At 33.7% G+C, this 16,529-nt stretch carries 13 protein-coding genes and 1 pseudogene; 11 read left to right on the plus strand and 3 right to left on the minus strand.

The features are described 5' to 3' along the window. Positions 1–8: 8 nt before the first annotated feature. Positions 9–1,646, minus strand: a complete 1,638-nt coding sequence (locus ACXQH5_RS05320; RefSeq protein ID WP_001030703.1) for an APC family permease — start codon at positions 1,644–1,646, stop codon at positions 9–11. Positions 1,647–1,825: 179 nt separating this feature from the next. Between ACXQH5_RS05320 and ACXQH5_RS05325 the strand changes: the two genes are divergently transcribed. The 10 genes and pseudogenes from ACXQH5_RS05325 (at position 1,826) to ACXQH5_RS05370 (ending at position 10,638) form a co-directional block, all read left to right on the plus strand. Beyond that, entirely contained in the window at positions 1,826–2,425 is a 600-nt protein-coding gene (locus tag ACXQH5_RS05325; protein ID WP_001291480.1) for a YdeI/OmpD-associated family protein, read from the plus strand. 34 nt (positions 2,426–2,459) lie between these two features. Next, positions 2,460–2,570 (plus strand): hypothetical protein, encoded by a 111-nt coding sequence (locus ACXQH5_RS05330; RefSeq protein ID WP_031845054.1) that lies wholly within the window; start codon positions 2,460–2,462, stop codon positions 2,568–2,570. A gap of 79 nt (positions 2,571–2,649) precedes the next feature. Then, positions 2,650–2,730, plus strand: a pseudogene (locus ACXQH5_RS05335) (hypothetical protein); the annotation flags it as partial. Between the two features lie 365 nt (positions 2,731–3,095). Further along, positions 3,096–4,322: a betaine/proline/choline family ABC transporter ATP-binding protein gene (locus ACXQH5_RS05340; protein ID WP_000948987.1), complete on the plus strand. Its 1,227-nt coding sequence runs from the start codon at positions 3,096–3,098 to the stop codon at positions 4,320–4,322. After that, positions 4,319–4,954, plus strand: coding sequence for an ABC transporter permease (locus ACXQH5_RS05345; RefSeq protein WP_000569116.1), 636 nt, complete (start codon positions 4,319–4,321; stop codon positions 4,952–4,954). The genes ACXQH5_RS05340 and ACXQH5_RS05345 overlap by 4 nt, the downstream gene beginning before the upstream one ends. A gap of 16 nt (positions 4,955–4,970) precedes the next feature. Next, positions 4,971–5,912, plus strand: a complete 942-nt coding sequence (locus ACXQH5_RS05350; protein WP_000721555.1) for an osmoprotectant ABC transporter substrate-binding protein — start codon at positions 4,971–4,973, stop codon at positions 5,910–5,912. Next, positions 5,912–6,607 (plus strand): ABC transporter permease, encoded by a 696-nt coding sequence (locus ACXQH5_RS05355; RefSeq protein WP_000398941.1) that lies wholly within the window; start codon positions 5,912–5,914, stop codon positions 6,605–6,607. Before ACXQH5_RS05350 ends, ACXQH5_RS05355 begins: the two co-directional genes overlap by 1 nt. A gap of 293 nt (positions 6,608–6,900) precedes the next feature. Continuing rightward, positions 6,901–8,301: an MFS transporter gene (locus ACXQH5_RS05360; protein WP_000381267.1), complete on the plus strand. Its 1,401-nt coding sequence runs from the start codon at positions 6,901–6,903 to the stop codon at positions 8,299–8,301. A 227-nt stretch (positions 8,302–8,528) separates the two neighbouring features. Beyond that, positions 8,529–9,464, plus strand: a complete 936-nt coding sequence (locus ACXQH5_RS05365) for a 2-dehydropantoate 2-reductase (RefSeq protein WP_000684059.1) — start codon at positions 8,529–8,531, stop codon at positions 9,462–9,464. A 322-nt stretch (positions 9,465–9,786) separates the two neighbouring features. After that, positions 9,787–10,638 (plus strand): NAD-dependent epimerase/dehydratase family protein, encoded by an 852-nt coding sequence (locus ACXQH5_RS05370; RefSeq protein ID WP_000034510.1) that lies wholly within the window; start codon positions 9,787–9,789, stop codon positions 10,636–10,638. Between the two features lie 106 nt (positions 10,639–10,744). Here ACXQH5_RS05370 and ACXQH5_RS05375 read toward each other — a convergent pair whose 3' ends face one another. Next, positions 10,745–12,244, minus strand: coding sequence for a serine hydrolase FLP (locus ACXQH5_RS05375; protein WP_000208570.1), 1,500 nt, complete (start codon positions 12,242–12,244; stop codon positions 10,745–10,747). A 233-nt stretch (positions 12,245–12,477) separates the two neighbouring features. Here ACXQH5_RS05375 and ACXQH5_RS05380 point away from each other — a divergent pair, with 233 nt between their 5' ends. Further along, positions 12,478–14,307: an APC family permease gene (locus ACXQH5_RS05380; RefSeq protein WP_000483052.1), complete on the plus strand. Its 1,830-nt coding sequence runs from the start codon at positions 12,478–12,480 to the stop codon at positions 14,305–14,307. Between the two features lie 137 nt (positions 14,308–14,444). On the opposite strand, the gene ACXQH5_RS05385 is transcribed toward ACXQH5_RS05380, so the two are convergent. Further along, the gene (locus ACXQH5_RS05385; protein ID WP_001185692.1) at positions 14,445–16,523 is read right to left on the minus strand and encodes a cation:proton antiporter; all 2,079 of its coding nucleotides are present in this window, start codon (positions 16,521–16,523) and stop codon (positions 14,445–14,447) included. Positions 16,524–16,529 lie beyond the last annotated feature (6 nt).

The following is a 16,529-nucleotide window of genomic DNA, read 5'->3' on the forward strand; positions in this document are numbered from 1 at the left end:
TAAAATATTTAATGAGATGACTTTGATTCATTATTTAGTGACTCACGCATCTTCGTATTGATTCGTGTTGCGCGACGGAAATAGACGCTTTCAAATGAACTCGTTGTACCGATGTAATAGAAGATAAGCGCCACAATAATAATAACTATAAAGTCAAATGGATAGTGAATCATATTTAAGCCTTTAAATTCTTTGCTTCCTATAAATGACAGTATTGATAGCACGATTAAATATACAATAATCCATAAGCTACCACCAATTTGTTTCTTTGTATTACGCCAATTCATACGATATTCATAGAAGAAGTAGATTGGTAATCCAAGTATAATGATTAAAATAACTTCAGCCGTTGTTGGCCACATTGCCCAATATATAGCTAATGAAGCTAATACAAATGATAATGGTGCCATTACTTTTAAAATTTTTGCTCTAAATGGACGAGTCATTGTTGGTCCCATTTTTCTTAATGCAATCACTGTCGTTGGGCCAGTTAAATAGGCTACTAAAGTTGCAGTAGAAATAACTGCTGCTAGCGTACCCCAATCTCTAAATAACGTAACCATAATCATACTAATGATGGCATTAAAGATAATTGCTACACGTGGAATATGATATTTTTCATTCATCTTCCCAAGAAATTTAGGGATATGTCCATTTTTCTCCATTGCTCGTAAAACTCGACCTGTAACGGCGACAAATGACACGCCAGTACCGAATGGTGATACAAAAGCTTCAATATATAGTAAAATTGCGAGCCAATTAATTCCTAATAAGATAGCTAAATCAGCAAATGGTGAATTGAAGTTGATGCCATTCCATCCACTATGTTGTAACATTGATTGAGGCATAGAAGTGATAAACGTACTTTGTAAAATGATGTACAACACTGCACTGATTGACAGTGAGATAGCGATGCCTCTTGCGATATTTTTTTCAGGATTTTTAATTTCTGAACCCATATTAATAATTGTCTGGAATGAATTGAATGAAAAAATAATCCCTGATGCTGTTGTTGCAGCAAAAATCGGTGCACTTCCGTAAGGCATAAATGTGCTTGCCGAATGGCCGTAATTTGAAGTGTCGAATCCTGATAACATCAACATGATGATGGTTAACATGGGTACGCCTAATTTAAATACAGAAATTAAACTCGTAAATGATGTTAAAAGTTTTACGGACCAATAGTTTAATAATGAAAAAATAACAATGATGAGATATACAGCTAGCAATCCATATGTGCTAATAGAGCCATTTTCCATTAAATGTTTCATTGGTTTCGCCCAATGCCACGGCCAAGAACTCATATATTGAACAGCTGACACAGCTTCGATAGGTATTATTGTCACCAAAGACACCCAGTTCGCCCAAGCAGCAATAAAGCCTAATAATGAGCCATGTGTATACTGGGCATAGTTACTCATGCCACCTGATTGAGGAAACATTGTGCCGATTTCAATGTAGTTATAGGCAATGGTTCCAATGACTAGGAATCCAAGAACCCATGATATGATTGCTGCTGGTCCAGCTATTGATGATGCTTCCCACGCACCAAATAGCCAACCAGATCCTATTAAAGAACCTAACCCTAATAAGACTAATTGGGATAGATTGATTTTGTCGTTGTGCAATTGCTTGTCTTTATTCATAAATACTCCTTCGTTATTGCCAAAAATACAAAAAATAATATGCGACAATTATACGCTTATTATAATAATAGTCAAATTCATTTTTTGTAATAATGCAAAAGCATTTGTAAAATTAGTTTTTTATAAAATTAGGATATATAATACAATGTGTATTGAAAAATGAAATGGAAGTGATGACTATGAGTGAGAAACAACCGAATGAACAAGTTGAGGCATTTTTAAATAAAGAGAGTCAATGGCAAGAAGAATATAAATATTTGAGAGCGTTAATCTTTAATGAAACAGAATTAGAGGAAGCGTATAAATGGATGCATCCTTGTTACACGTTGAATAATAAAAATGTAGTACTTATCCATGGCTTCAAAAATTATGTTGCACTATTATTTCATAAAGGTGCCATTTTGGAGGATAAATATCATACACTCATTCAACAGACTGAAAAGGTGCAAGCAGCTCGTCAGTTACGATTTGAAAATTTAACAGAGATTCAAGCACGTACCGAAGAAATTAAATATTATCTAGCTGAAGCAATTAAAGCTGAAAAAGCTGGTAAAAAAGTTGAAATGAAGAAAACAGAGGAATATGTTATTCCTAAAGAGTTAGAAGCTAAGTTCGAAGAAATGCCACAGTTAGAGTCGTCATTTTATAAATTAACGCCAGGCAGACAACATCAATATATATATCATATTGGGCAAGCTAAACGCAGTGAAACAAGACAAAAGCGTGTTGAAAAGTATATTAACCAAATACTAGAAGGTAAAGGGATGCATGATAAGTAATTAATGAGTAAAAGCATACCGGTTATACAACAACATACAAGATGACACGAAACAACCAATGGCTCATGCTGTTGGTTGTTTTTTTAGGTGTGCCTGTCATAGGCAACACTTTGACGTTGGAATTCCGTTACAGGCTTGGGAGTAGGAACTGTTAGCAAAAGGCAAGGATTTCTACAATGAATGATGAAGATATTAAAATATAAGGATGACTTTGTGAGTGGCGGATGGGCGTTTGTCCGTCTGTAACAATGGATGCGTGTGCATTATTACAAAACTTCGACTTTTGCAATAATATTTCACATTTTTGACACTTTTTTGCTATAAAACAACCAATTGAGCGATAATAAATTCGCTTTTAAAAAATATGAGTTATCTATTTAGTTGCAAAAGATAAAATAATAATGTTTAATAACATCATATAGAGTATGTTAGTTTTAAATGTCGAATATACGAATGTGCAAACAAAGTAATCGGTAGAAATTCAACATACATAGCGCCGTTTACTGTTAGGTATTCACATTACAGATGAAAAATATAAAATTCTACATAATCAAGACCATGATGTGTACTTGTTTAACTTATGACTCTATTTGTTTAACAATTGCGATGATGGTCTTTTTATTTTATGCGTATCATTCGTCATATTTTTTATGAGGAAGGAGAAATGATTATGTTAAGTATTAAGCATTTAACGAAAATTTATTCTGGTAATAAAAAGGCAGTAGATGACATCTCTTTAGATATTCAATCTGGGGAATTTATCGCATTTATTGGAACCAGTGGAAGTGGCAAAACGACTGCTTTAAGAATGATAAACCGTATGATTGAAGCGACAGAAGGACAAATTGAAATTGATGGTAAAGACGTTCGGAGTATGAATCCTGTCGAATTACGTAGAAATATTGGCTATGTTATTCAACAAATTGGCTTAATGCCTCATATGACGAGTAAAGAGAATATTGTGTTGGTACCTAAATTGTTGAAATGGACTAAAGAAGAAAAGGATAAACGTGCAAAGGAATTAATTAAACTTGTGGATTTACCGGAGTCATTTTTAGAACGTTATCCAGCAGAACTATCAGGTGGGCAACAACAACGTATCGGTGTCGTAAGAGCACTTGCGGCCGAACAAGATATTATTTTAATGGATGAACCTTTTGGTGCATTGGATCCTATTACGAGAGATACGTTACAAGATTTAGTTAAAACGTTACAACGAAAATTAGGCAAGACGTTTATCTTTGTAACACATGATATGGATGAAGCGATTAAATTAGCAGACAAAATTTGTATTATGTCAGAAGGTAAGGTGGTGCAATTTGATACACCAGACAATATTTTAAGACATCCCGCAAATGATTTTGTACGTGATTTTATAGGACAAAATAGACTGATTCAAGACCGTCCCAATGACAAGACTGTAGAAGGTGTAATGATTAAACCAATCACGATACAAGCAGAAGCAACACTGAATGACGCCGTTCATATTATGAGACAAAAACGTGTTGATACTATTTTTGTAGTAGATAGTAATAACCATTTACTAGGCTTCTTAGACATTGAAGATATAAATCAGGGTATACGTGGACACAAAAGTTTACGAGATACAATGCAACAACATATTTATACCGTTCAAATTGATTCTAAGTTACAAGATTCTGTACGTACGATTTTAAAAAGAAACGTTAGGAATGTACCTGTCGTAGATGATCAACAGCGTTTAGTAGGACTGATTACGCGTGCCAATGTTGTTGATATTGTATATGATACAATTTGGGGCGATAGTGAGGATACAGTGCAAACAGAACATGTGGGGGAAGACACTACGTCCTCAAAAGTGCATGAGCAACATACTACTAATGTCAAAGTACATGACATAGGAGATGATAAATCATGATTGAGTTCCTACATGAACATGGTGGACAGTTGATGTCGAAAACACTGGAACATTTCTATATTTCTATAGTGGCATTATTACTTGCCATCATTGTTGCAGTACCTATAGGCATTTTATTATCAAAAACAAAGCGAACTGCCAATATTATATTGACTGTAGCAGGTGTCTTACAAACTATTCCAACACTAGCTGTACTTGCTATTATGATACCGATTTTTGGTGTTGGTAAAACGCCTGCAATTGTAGCGCTATTTATTTATGTATTATTACCTATTTTAAATAACACGGTACTCGGTGTTCAAAATATTGATAGCAACATTAAAGAAGCTGGAAAAAGTATGGGGATGACGCAATTTCAATTGATGAAGGATGTGGAATTGCCATTAGCCTTACCGCTTATACTAGGCGGTATTCGCTTGTCGTCTGTGTATGTAATTAGTTGGGCTACACTTGCAAGTTATGTAGGTGCGGGTGGATTAGGTGATTTCATTTTCAATGGATTAAATTTATATGATCCACTGATGATTGTAACTGCAACGGTACTCGTTACTGCACTAGCATTAGGTGTTGATGCCTTATTAGCTTTAGTTGAAAAATGGGTAGTTCCCAAAGGCTTAAAAGTATCTGGATAATTAGGAGGCTAAGATAATGAAGAAAATTAAATATATACTTGTCGTGCTTGTCTTATCGCTTATCGTATTATCTGGATGTAGTTTGCCTGGACTAGGTAGTAAGAGCACGAAAAATGATGTCAAAATTACAGCATTATCAACAAGCGAATCGCAAATTATTTCACATATGTTACGGTTGTTAATAGAGCATGATACACATGGTAAGATAAAGCCAACATTAGTAAATAATTTAGGGTCAAGTACGATTCAACATAATGCCTTAATTAATGGCGATGCTAATATATCGGGTGTTAGATACAATGGTACAGATTTAACAGGAGCTTTGAAGGAAGCACCAATTAAAGACCCTAAGAAAGCAATGATAGCCACACAACAAGGATTTAAAAAGAAATTTGATCAAACGTTTTTTGATTCGTATGGTTTTGCGAATACGTATGCATTCATGGTAACGAAGGAAACTGCTAAAAAATATCATTTAGAGACAGTTTCAGATTTAGCAAAGCATAGTAAAGATTTACGTTTAGGTATGGATAGTTCATGGATGAATCGTAAAGGCGATGGCTATGAAGGGTTTAAAAAAGAGTATGGTTTCGACTTTGGTACAGTGAGACCAATGCAAATAGGTCTAGTCTACGACGCATTAAACTCAGAGAAGTTAGACGTTGCATTAGGTTATTCTACAGATGGTCGAATTGCGGCGTATGATTTGAAAGTACTTAAAGATGATAAACAATTTTTCCCACCTTATGCTGCGAGTGCTGTTGCAACAAATGAATTATTACGTCAACACCCAGAACTTAAAACGACGATTAATAAGTTGACTGGAAAGATTTCAACTTCAGAGATGCAGCGCTTGAATTATGAAGCGGATGGTAAAGGTAAAGAACCTGCTGTCGTCGCAGAAGAATTTTTGAAAAAACACCACTATTTTGATAAACAGAAAGGTGGTCATAAGTAATGGAAGGTAATTTATTACAGCAATTATTCAATTATTATGTTACGAACTTTGGCTATCTATGGGATTTATTTTTCAAACACTTATTAATGTCTGTCTATGGTGTGCTGTTTGCTGCTTTAATTGGTATTCCATTGGGAATCTTGCTTGCAAGATACACAAAACTTTCTGGATTTGTAATTACAATTGCAAATATAATTCAAACAGTTCCAGTCATTGCAATGTTAGCTATTTTAATGTTAGTCATGGGCTTAGGCTCAGAAACAGTAGTTTTAACAGTGTTTTTATATGCGTTACTTCCAATTATAAAAAACACTTATACTGGTATAGCTAGTGTTGATGCGAATATTAAGGATGCTGGCAAAGGTATGGGAATGACACGCAATCAAGTGCTACGAATGATTGAATTACCGTTATCTGTTTCGGTTATTATCGGTGGCATTCGTATTGCCTTGGTTGTTGCGATAGGTGTTGTTGCCGTTGGATCATTTATAGGAGCACCTACGCTTGGTGACATTGTGATTCGTGGTACAAATGCGACGGATGGCACAACGTTTATTTTAGCAGGTGCGATTCCGATTGCTATCATTGCAATCGTCATTGATGTACTATTAAGATTTTTAGAAAAACGATTAGACCCAACGACACGACATCGTAAAAATCAATCTAATCATCGTCCGCAAAGTATTAATATGTAATAGTAGAAGATGTTTATAATTTAGCGATTCCGTTTCATGATTTATAAAAAATGAGGCTACTCAAGGAGCTCAAATAATCTTTGAGTAGCCTTTTTATAGGTTATGTTTGTATGCGTTTACACTAAAATAGCAATTATTATCATGAAAGTTTTTGGATAAAAATCGTTAATTATTGTAAAAATACTAAAAAATGAGATGTTTTATTTATAATTTTCTGCAAATTTATGATATTGTTTCTTAATATATCATATTAAAAATTTGTTTTTCTTAAACATAGGAGGCTTATCTAATTCATGGACACATCAAAACAATTTAGAGGTGACAACCGATTGCTTTTGGGTATCGTTTTAGGGGTTATTACCTTTTGGCTATTCGCGCAGTCACTTGTTAATCTTGTTGTCCCATTACAATCAACATATAGTAGTGACGTTGGAACGATAAATATCGCTGTTAGCTTATCTGCCTTATTTGCTGGTTTGTTTATCGTAGGTGCTGGTGATGTTGCTGATAAATTTGGTCGCGTCAAAATTACTTATGTAGGATTGATATTAAATGTTGTAGGTTCATTACTCATCATTATTACACCTTTGCCAGCATTTTTAATTATAGGTAGAATAATTCAAGGTTTGTCTGCAGCATGTATTATGCCATCCACACTTGCTATTATTAACGAATATTATATTGGTACAAGAAGACAACGTGCCTTAAGCTATTGGTCTATTGGTTCTTGGGGTGGTAGTGGTATTTGTACGTTGTTTGGTGGCTTAATGGCTACATATATAGGTTGGCGTTCAATATTTGTTGTTTCAATTCTATTAACATTATTAGCAATGTACTTAATCAAACACGCACCTGAGACTAAAGCAGAACCAATCAAAGGTATGAAAGCAGAAGCTAAAAAGTTTGACGTTATCGGGTTAGTCATTTTAGTGGTGACAATGTTAAGTTTAAATGTAATCATCACACAGACGTCTCATTTTGGTTTAGTTTCACCGTTAATTCTAGGTTTAATTGTAGTGTTTATCTGTTCATTAGTTGGTTTTGTATATTACGAAAATAAAATAAAGCATCCACTTGTTGATTTTTCAATTTTTAAAAATAGAGGATACAGTGGTGCAACTATTTCAAACTTCTTATTAAATGGTGTAGCAGGTGGTGCACTTATCGTCATTAACACGTATTATCAACAACAATTAGGATTTAATTCTTCGCAAACGGGTTATATTTCATTAACGTATTTAATAGCAGTGTTGTCAATGATTCGTGTAGGTGAAAAGATTTTATCTCAACATGGTCCGAAACGCCCACTATTACTAGGAAGTGGCTTTACAGTGATTGGGTTAATCTTATTGTCGTTAACATTTTTACCAGAAATGTGGTATATCGTATCTAGTATAGTTGGATATTTATTATTTGGTACTGGTTTAGGATTATATGCTACACCATCAACTGATACAGCAGTTGCTAGTGCGCCAGATGATAAGTCGGGTGTTGCTTCAGGCGTATATAAAATGGCGTCATCATTAGGAAATGCATTTGGAGTAGCAGTATCTGGTACGGTTTATACTGTGTTAGCAGCTAATTTAAATTTGAACTTAGGTGGTTTCACAGGTATGATGTTTAATGCCTTGCTAGCAATTGTTGCATTTTTAGTCATTTTACTATTAGTTCCTAAAAATCAAACGAATTTGTAAAACTGAAATGAAAGCAAGTTATTATGTAGAGATTTTAAAGGAAATTTTGTGAAAGCAAGTATATCATACACACTTAATGTTGCGTATTGACGTTTAATGTTAGGTGTGTTCTTTTATAGACGATAAAAGCTGTGTGTGTATATTAAGCGAATGATTTTCAAATTGACGCTAATATGCGAAAGTAGTATTTTTAAAATGAACAACAACGATGAAGAGAGGTTTATAGGATGAAAATTGCAATTGCTGGATCGGGTGCATTAGGTAGTGGCTTTGGTGCCAAACTATTTCAAGCAGGATATGATGTCACACTTATTGACGGATATACATCTCATGTTGAAGCGGTTAAGCAACATGGATTAAATATAACGATTAATGGAGAGGCATTCGAGTTGAACATTCCGATGTACCATTTTAATGATCAACCGGACGGAAGCATTTACGATGTTGTCTTTCTATTTCCAAAGTCTATGCAATTAAAAGAAGTGATGGAAGCTATGAAGCCACATATTGATAATGAAACGATTGTCGTATGTACGATGAATGGTTTGAAGCATGAAGAAGTCATTGCGCAGTATGTTGCTCAATCACAAATTGTCAGAGGTGTTACGACTTGGACGGCAGGTCTTGAAAGCCCTGGGCACAGTCATTTACTTGGTAGTGGACCAGTTGAAATAGGTGAACTAGTGGATGGAGGTAAAGAAAATGTTATAAAAGTTGCTGATTTACTTAACGAAGCGGAATTGAATGGTGTCATTAGTAAAGATTTATACCAATCGATTTGGAAAAAGATTTGTGTTAATGGTACGGCAAATGCATTAAGCACAGTGTTGGAGTGTAATATGGCATCACTGAATGAAAGTAGTTATGCGAAGTGTTTGATTTATAAATTAACGCAAGAAATAGTGCATGTAGCGACGATTGATAATGTTCATTTAAATGTTGATGAAGTATTTGAATATTTAGTTGATTTAAATGAAAAAGTTGGTGCGCATTATCCATCCATGTATCAAGATTTAATTGTTAATAATAGAAAAACTGAAATTGATTATATTAATGGTGCAGTTGCAACATTAGGTAAACAACGTCATATTGAAGCGCCAGTCAATCGCTTTATTACTGATTTAATTCATACTAAAGAAAGTCAGCGACATGCACAGGATTAATTAGTGTTTTTAGGTATGATTACAAGGAAATGACTATCACGTGATAATTACGGTCATTATTAAAATTGAAATGTAATAAATAAAGAACAGCAGTAAGGTACTTTCAAATTGAAATGATCTTGGTGCTGTTTTTCTTGATTGGTCTTCGTCATAATTCAGATTTGTCATAGGTCTACGACATACTACTAGCATTTGCTAGACAGTTTTTACGACGACACTTTGAAAAATTTTGAGGCAAATCATTTGGAAGTCTCACGTGAATTTTGTACACTCATCAAGCAAGTAATTATATTAAAAGACAAATAGAGAAAAGGTGTATATAATGAGTAAAATTTTTGTAACTGGTGCAACGGGCCTTATTGGCATTAAATTAGTTCAAAGACTAAAAGAAGAGGGGCATGAGGTTGCTGGTTTTACTACATCTGAGAATGGTCAACAAAAGCTAGCTGCTGTTAATGTAAAAGCATATATTGGTGATATATTAAAAGCTGATACCATTGATCAAGCGTTAGCAGATTTTAAACCAGAAATCATTATCAACCAAATTACGGATTTAAAAAATGTTGATATGGCAGCAAACACGAAAGTACGTATTGAAGGTTCTAAAAATTTAATTGATGCGGCGAAAAAGCATGATGTTAAGAAAGTAATTGCCCAAAGTATTGCCTTTATGTATGAACCGGGCGAAGGATTAGCAAATGAGGAAACTTCACTTGATTTTAACTCAACTGGTGATAGAAAAGTAACGGTTGATGGTGTGGTTGGTCTAGAAGAAGAAACGGCTCGTATGGATGAATACGTTGTTTTACGTTTTGGCTGGTTATATGGCCCAGGTACTTGGTACGGAAAAGATGGCATGATTTATAATCAATTTATGGATGGTCAAGTGACACTTTCAGATGGCGTAACATCATTTGTGCATCTTGATGATGCAGTTGAAACATCTATTCAAGCTATTCATTTTGAAAATGGTATCTATAATGTAGCAGATGATGCGCCTGTTAAAGGTTCTGAATTTGCAGAATGGTATAAAAAACAACTTGGTGTTGAACCAAATATTGATATTCAACCTGCGCAACCATTTGAACGTGGCGTAAGCAATGAGAAGTTTAAAGCGCAAGGTGGTACTCTGATTTATAAAACTTGGAAAGATGGCATGAATCCAATTAAATAATCGATTTCTGCATATAGCATGTTAATAATGAAGACTTGTTCAAATCGCTAATCCTCATACATAAATATGTATGTTTCGGATTGATGGGCGATTGAACAAGTCTTTTTTATGGTTTCTTAATTGTCGTTGTATGTAGTACTAACAGAATTGTAATTAACATACTGAATAATGCAATAAATGTTGTAGTTAACGTTAATTTAATTTCTATTGGCAGCCAAGTCAGTACAAAAGACCAGTTATTGCTACCGAGAATGAGATATGGTAATGCATATAATATGAGTGCTATAGCGATAAATAAACATAAAGTTAGCCAACTTAAAAATGTGGTAAGTTTTGATTTGCGCAGGATGATTTTCCCGTGACGCATTTGCCAAGCACGATAAGCTGAGAATATAAATGCTAATAAAATAAGTGTTGTCATCAAAACGGTAACAATATTAAATTGATTTTTATATTGATTGAGCATAGACGCAACTGTCGAATATCGCTTGTGATTTACAATTTGTGTGTTAAGATGCTCAACTAATTTGGGTACATATTCCGAATTTAGATTTGCAAGCACAACAATTCCATAATTTTGTTTTGGATTTAGTAAAATAAATGATGAAAAGTTATCGAGCGTTCCTGAATGAAACACTAAATGTTCATCATTATTGGTAAACCAGCCGGAAGCATATGCATTGGCATTAGGTTCACCAATTGTTGATGATAAATTTTTATGTGATTGTTGAACTAATGATTTGTATTTATCAGGTGGATTAAGTTGGAATTTTATCCAATGTTCCAAATCTTCAGTTGATGTCATCATATATGCTGATGGTGTATCCCAAAGGTTAAATTCAGGTTTAGAGACGACAGGTGTCGAACCTTGTAATTCGTAGCCAATAGCATCATGCTTTGATTTGTTATTGGTTTGTTTGAATGATGTATGGGTCATATGCAAAGGCTTGAGCCATGAATTTGTAATATATTTTGTATAGGATTGCTTCGTAACGTTTTGGATAATTAAACCCAATAAATCATAGTTCATATTTGAGTATTCAAATTCTTCTCCGGGCTTATGATGTAATTCATCACCCATAATTGCATGGGTTACATCATTTAAACGATTATTTTTATTTGTTACGGCGTCTTCGCTTGTAATATCACTAGGTATACCACTTGTTTGAGCCAAAAGTTGCTTAATCGTAATAGTTTCATTTTGACCATTATAGTTCATTTTAAAATGAGGCACATGTTTGGATACGGCATCATTTAAGTTTAATCGACCTTCTTGAGCTAATTTTAAAATTGCAAGACCTGTGAAAGCTTTCGTATTAGAAGCAATTTCATACTTTGTTGTGGGAGAAGCTTTGACTTTTTTATCAACATCTTGATAACCATAACCTTTATTTAAAAAAACTTTACCATTTTTTACTATTAAAATTGATGCTCCAGGAATATGTCCCTTTTGTAAATCATGCTCGATAATTGTATCTATTTGTTGTTGCGAATCATTGGTTAACCGCGTCTTCGTATTGCTATTTAATGTTATATATATAGCAATTGAAATGGCGACTAAAATGATAATTGAAATGGATAGAAAATACAGTTTTTTAGTAGTCATAAACGTTCCTTTTTTTATATGTTAAATTTACTTAAGTGCCTAATGAGATTTATTTTATTATACCAGTTCTATTGAATAAATTAATTAAAGAGGTATATTTACCATTATTTTTGACACCTTATATGTTAATAGGTGTATAATTACATAAAAAATATTAATTAACTCTCTATACTTTTTGGAAAGATAGGCGTATAGTGATATCCATCAAAAAGTATAAAAAGGAATAGGAGATTATGTTCAATCAATTTAAAAGACTTATTATAGGGCAACCTAAAAAAAACAGAGAACTAAAAGACGAAAAGATATCGAAGTTTAAAGGGTTAGCGATTCTTTCGTCGGATGCATTATCTTCAGTGGCTTACGGTCCCGAACAAATACTGATTACATTATCAGTAGTGGGTGCAGTTGCAACTTGGTATACTTTACCGATTGCAGGTGCTGTTCTGATCTTATTAGCTGCTTTAATTATGTCTTATAGGCAAATTATTTATGCATATCCTAAAGGTGGCGGCGCGTATATGGTGTCCAAGACTAATTTAGGAGAAAAATGGGGATTGCTTGCAGGAGGCTCATTATTAGTCGATTACATACTGACTGTTGCTGTTAGTATATCATCTGGTGCTGATGCATTTGTTGCTGCATTCCCAAGTTTATATGGGCATAAAGTACTGATTGCATGTTTACTTGTACTTTTTATTTTAATATTAAATTTACGTGGTTTAACTGAATCTGCCACCGTATTATCCTATCCAGTATATCTCTTCATTATAGGGTTAGTGATATTAATATTTATAGGTACTTTCCGTGTGGCGACAGGAGATATTCAACCACATATGCATGCATCAGTAGGAACTGCGGTTCCTGGAGTAACATTATTCTTGCTATTAAAAGCATTTTCATCAGGGGCTTCATCATTAACAGGTGTTGAAGCTATTTCAAATGCGGTAACCAATTTTAGAGAACCAAGTGCTAATAATGCTGTAAAAACGTTAATTGCTATGGGTTCAATTTTAGCGTTTTTATTAGTTGGTATCGTTGGTTTAGCATATGTTTATGGAATTATGCCACAAACGGAAACGACAGTTTTATCACAATTAGCTATGCAAATATTTGGTGATAATGCTGCCTTCTATTTTGTACAGGCAACGACTGTGATGATTTTGGTATTAGCAGCCAACACTGGATTTACAGCTTTTCCAATGTTAGCGGCTTCAATGTCTAAAGATAAATATATGCCTAGAATGTTTACTGTTAGAGGTGATCGCTTAGGCTACTCTAACTCAATTATTATTTTAGGTGTATTAGCCATTATTTTAATTATTGTATTTGATGGTATGACTGAAGATTTAATTCCATTGTATGCGGTTGGTGTATTTATTCCATTTACACTAGCACAATTCGGTATGGTTATTAAATGGATTCATGAACGTCCTAAGAATTGGTTAAGTAAGTTGTCTGTGAACTTACTTGGTGGTATCGTGACATTTATTGTTTTTATGATTTTACTCATAACTAAATTTAGCCAAGTATGGCCGATACTTATTTTCTTGCCGTTCGTGGTGATTTTCTTCTTGAAAATTAACAAACATTATCGAGATATCGCAGAACAATTACGTTCTGACATTGATGTTCTTAATGTGGACGTGGTAGATCGTAATTTAGCAATTGTGCCGATAACAAGTATTACAACAGCAGTTGATAAGTCTATTTATTACGCACAAATGCTTGCGAATAATGATGTCATAGCAGTACATGTATCATTTGGAGATGAAGATGAAAAAGCATTCCAAGAGAAATGGAAACGTCATTTCCCAGATGTAAGATTAGTTATTTTACACTCGGAATATCGCAGTATTATACGACCAATTTCACGTTTTATCGATAAGATTAATCGTAAAGCCAACGATCAAAACTATATGATTACAGTAGTGATACCAGAATTTATTACTAAGAAACGTTGGCATAATTTATTACACAATCAAACTAGTTTGCGTATGAAATTGTATTTAATTTATCAAAAGAATGTTAACGTATGTACAATTCCATTTAAACTTAAAAAATAGATTCTATAATCAAATCGGATTGATGAAAGGTTATTACTTTTCATCAATCCGATTTTTTGATGTTGAATATAAAAACCCCGTACATATGAGATGATAATGACTTTGTCTCATATGTACGGGGTGTTGTTATATCTTGCTTAATGTTTGGACTGTAAAGACAAGACAATTTCGTTGTAATTGATATTTTCTCGAATTTGAGCTGCAACGATATTGTTGATTTTATTTTTGCGAATTAATTCATCTAAAAGATGACGTTGTAAGTACAATGCTTCCAATTTGTGGTTATGGAACATAGCTTGCGGTATGATTTGATTGCTGTTTTCTTGACGTTCTTTTCGACGTTGTGCACGCCACTTTAATGAGCGACTCATATCATAGTAATGATTAATGACTAAGCTAACCTCAAGTACATTTGTACTATTTTGTTCTTCTTTTAAGCGTAAAATAATATTGTGATTCACAATACGCATAATTTTTTGAACATCTTTGAATGAATTTTCAAATTCTTGCTTCTTAGATTCTTTGTTTAAGGCTTTGTAGTGCTTCATCGCTTTAAGTCTAAGCCATAACATCTTGAAGAAGTTTGCAAATTTTTCAACAAATGAAGCAGTACGGTGTGTCTCTGTTAATTCGACAATATTGCGGTAATTATTTATATCCTGATATGTTGCCTTACCTTTATCAATTAAACGCTCAAGTGTAGATGTTTCGATTACTTTTGCAATATCTTCTAAACGTTTGAGTTCTTTTGTATTTTGATTATCAGGTTCTGAATTTAATAAAAATAACAATTCTCCATAGTATTGGTTTAATACTGGGCGATAATTTGTATCGTTTTTGTCTTTTTTACTTTCGTTTTTAAAATGCTGGATCACTTTTTGAACAATGAAAATTTTGGCAGATTGATAAGTCATACCTTTAAAAGTAGTATCTTCGGCAGATGGTGTAATTAAAGGTAAAACAATTTGCGCTAAGATTAAACTAATTAATACCATGAAAGATGCAATAAACAATAAATCATTACGGTATTCGAATGCTTGTCCTTTTGTAATGATAAATGGTAATGTAAGTGCCATTGAAAGTGAAATTGTACCGTGAATACCACACATCGTCATAATAAATGCGTAACGCACACGAGAAGGTGGTGTTTCATGTGAATCATGCTCCTCGTCTAGATAAGATTGTATATTTTTCGGGAAATAAAAATCTTTGTACCAGAAATAAACCCAAACAAATCGACATGCATAAATTGCAATAGCGATTAATATAGTGATCACTATTAAAAATGAAAAGTTGTCAGGCTCTGTTTGGAAAATATCTATGACTACAGTTGGAATCATAAAACCTAATACAACAAATACAAAACCATTTAAGGCATAACTAAATGTGTTCCAAATTTGATGGTAATTCATTTGTAGTTCCGTTTGTGCTCTAATTAAACGGTCGCGTTCTAAACCATGGATTAGACCTGCGATTACAACTGCAATGATACCCGAAGCATGAACTTCTTCTGCTAAAAAGTATACGACAAAAGGAGTTAATAATTGAATAAAAGTTAAGGTATTGTTATCTTTTAAACCTTTATTAGCGGTTAAGTCTATACGTATTCTAACGACAACGAATCCAATAATTGCACCAATAAGTACACCTAGTATTGTTGAAATGATAAATTGTTCAACAGCTTGGAATAATGAAAAGGTACCAGTTACTAATGCAGTAACAGCAATTTTAAATGAAATGATACCTGCTGCATCATTGAGTAAAGATTCACCTTCTAAAATCGTCATAGAACCTTTAGGTAATAATTTTCCGCGTGTAATAGCAGATACTGCTACTGCATCAGTAGGACATAAAATTGCTGCTATTGCAAAAGCGGCTGGCATTGGTAAGGCAGGCCAAATCCAATGTATAAAATAGCCAACACCGACTACAGTTGCAAACACTAGTGCCATTGACATTAATAGTATAGGTTTACGATATTCTAATAATTTTGTTCGAGAGACGTGGGTACCTTCCACAAAAAGTAGTGGCGCGATAACGGCAAACATAAATACTTCAGAATTGAATTGGAAATCAACTTGTATTGGAATAATGAAAATAACGACACCTAATGCAATTTGAATAAAGGCAGTAGGAATTTGTGGGAATCGATTATTGATAACCGAACTAATAATCACAGCAAAAATAAAAATTAAAAATGCTTCTAATAGTGCCATACAATA

Source organism: Staphylococcus sp. SA22 (assembly GCF_054165785.1).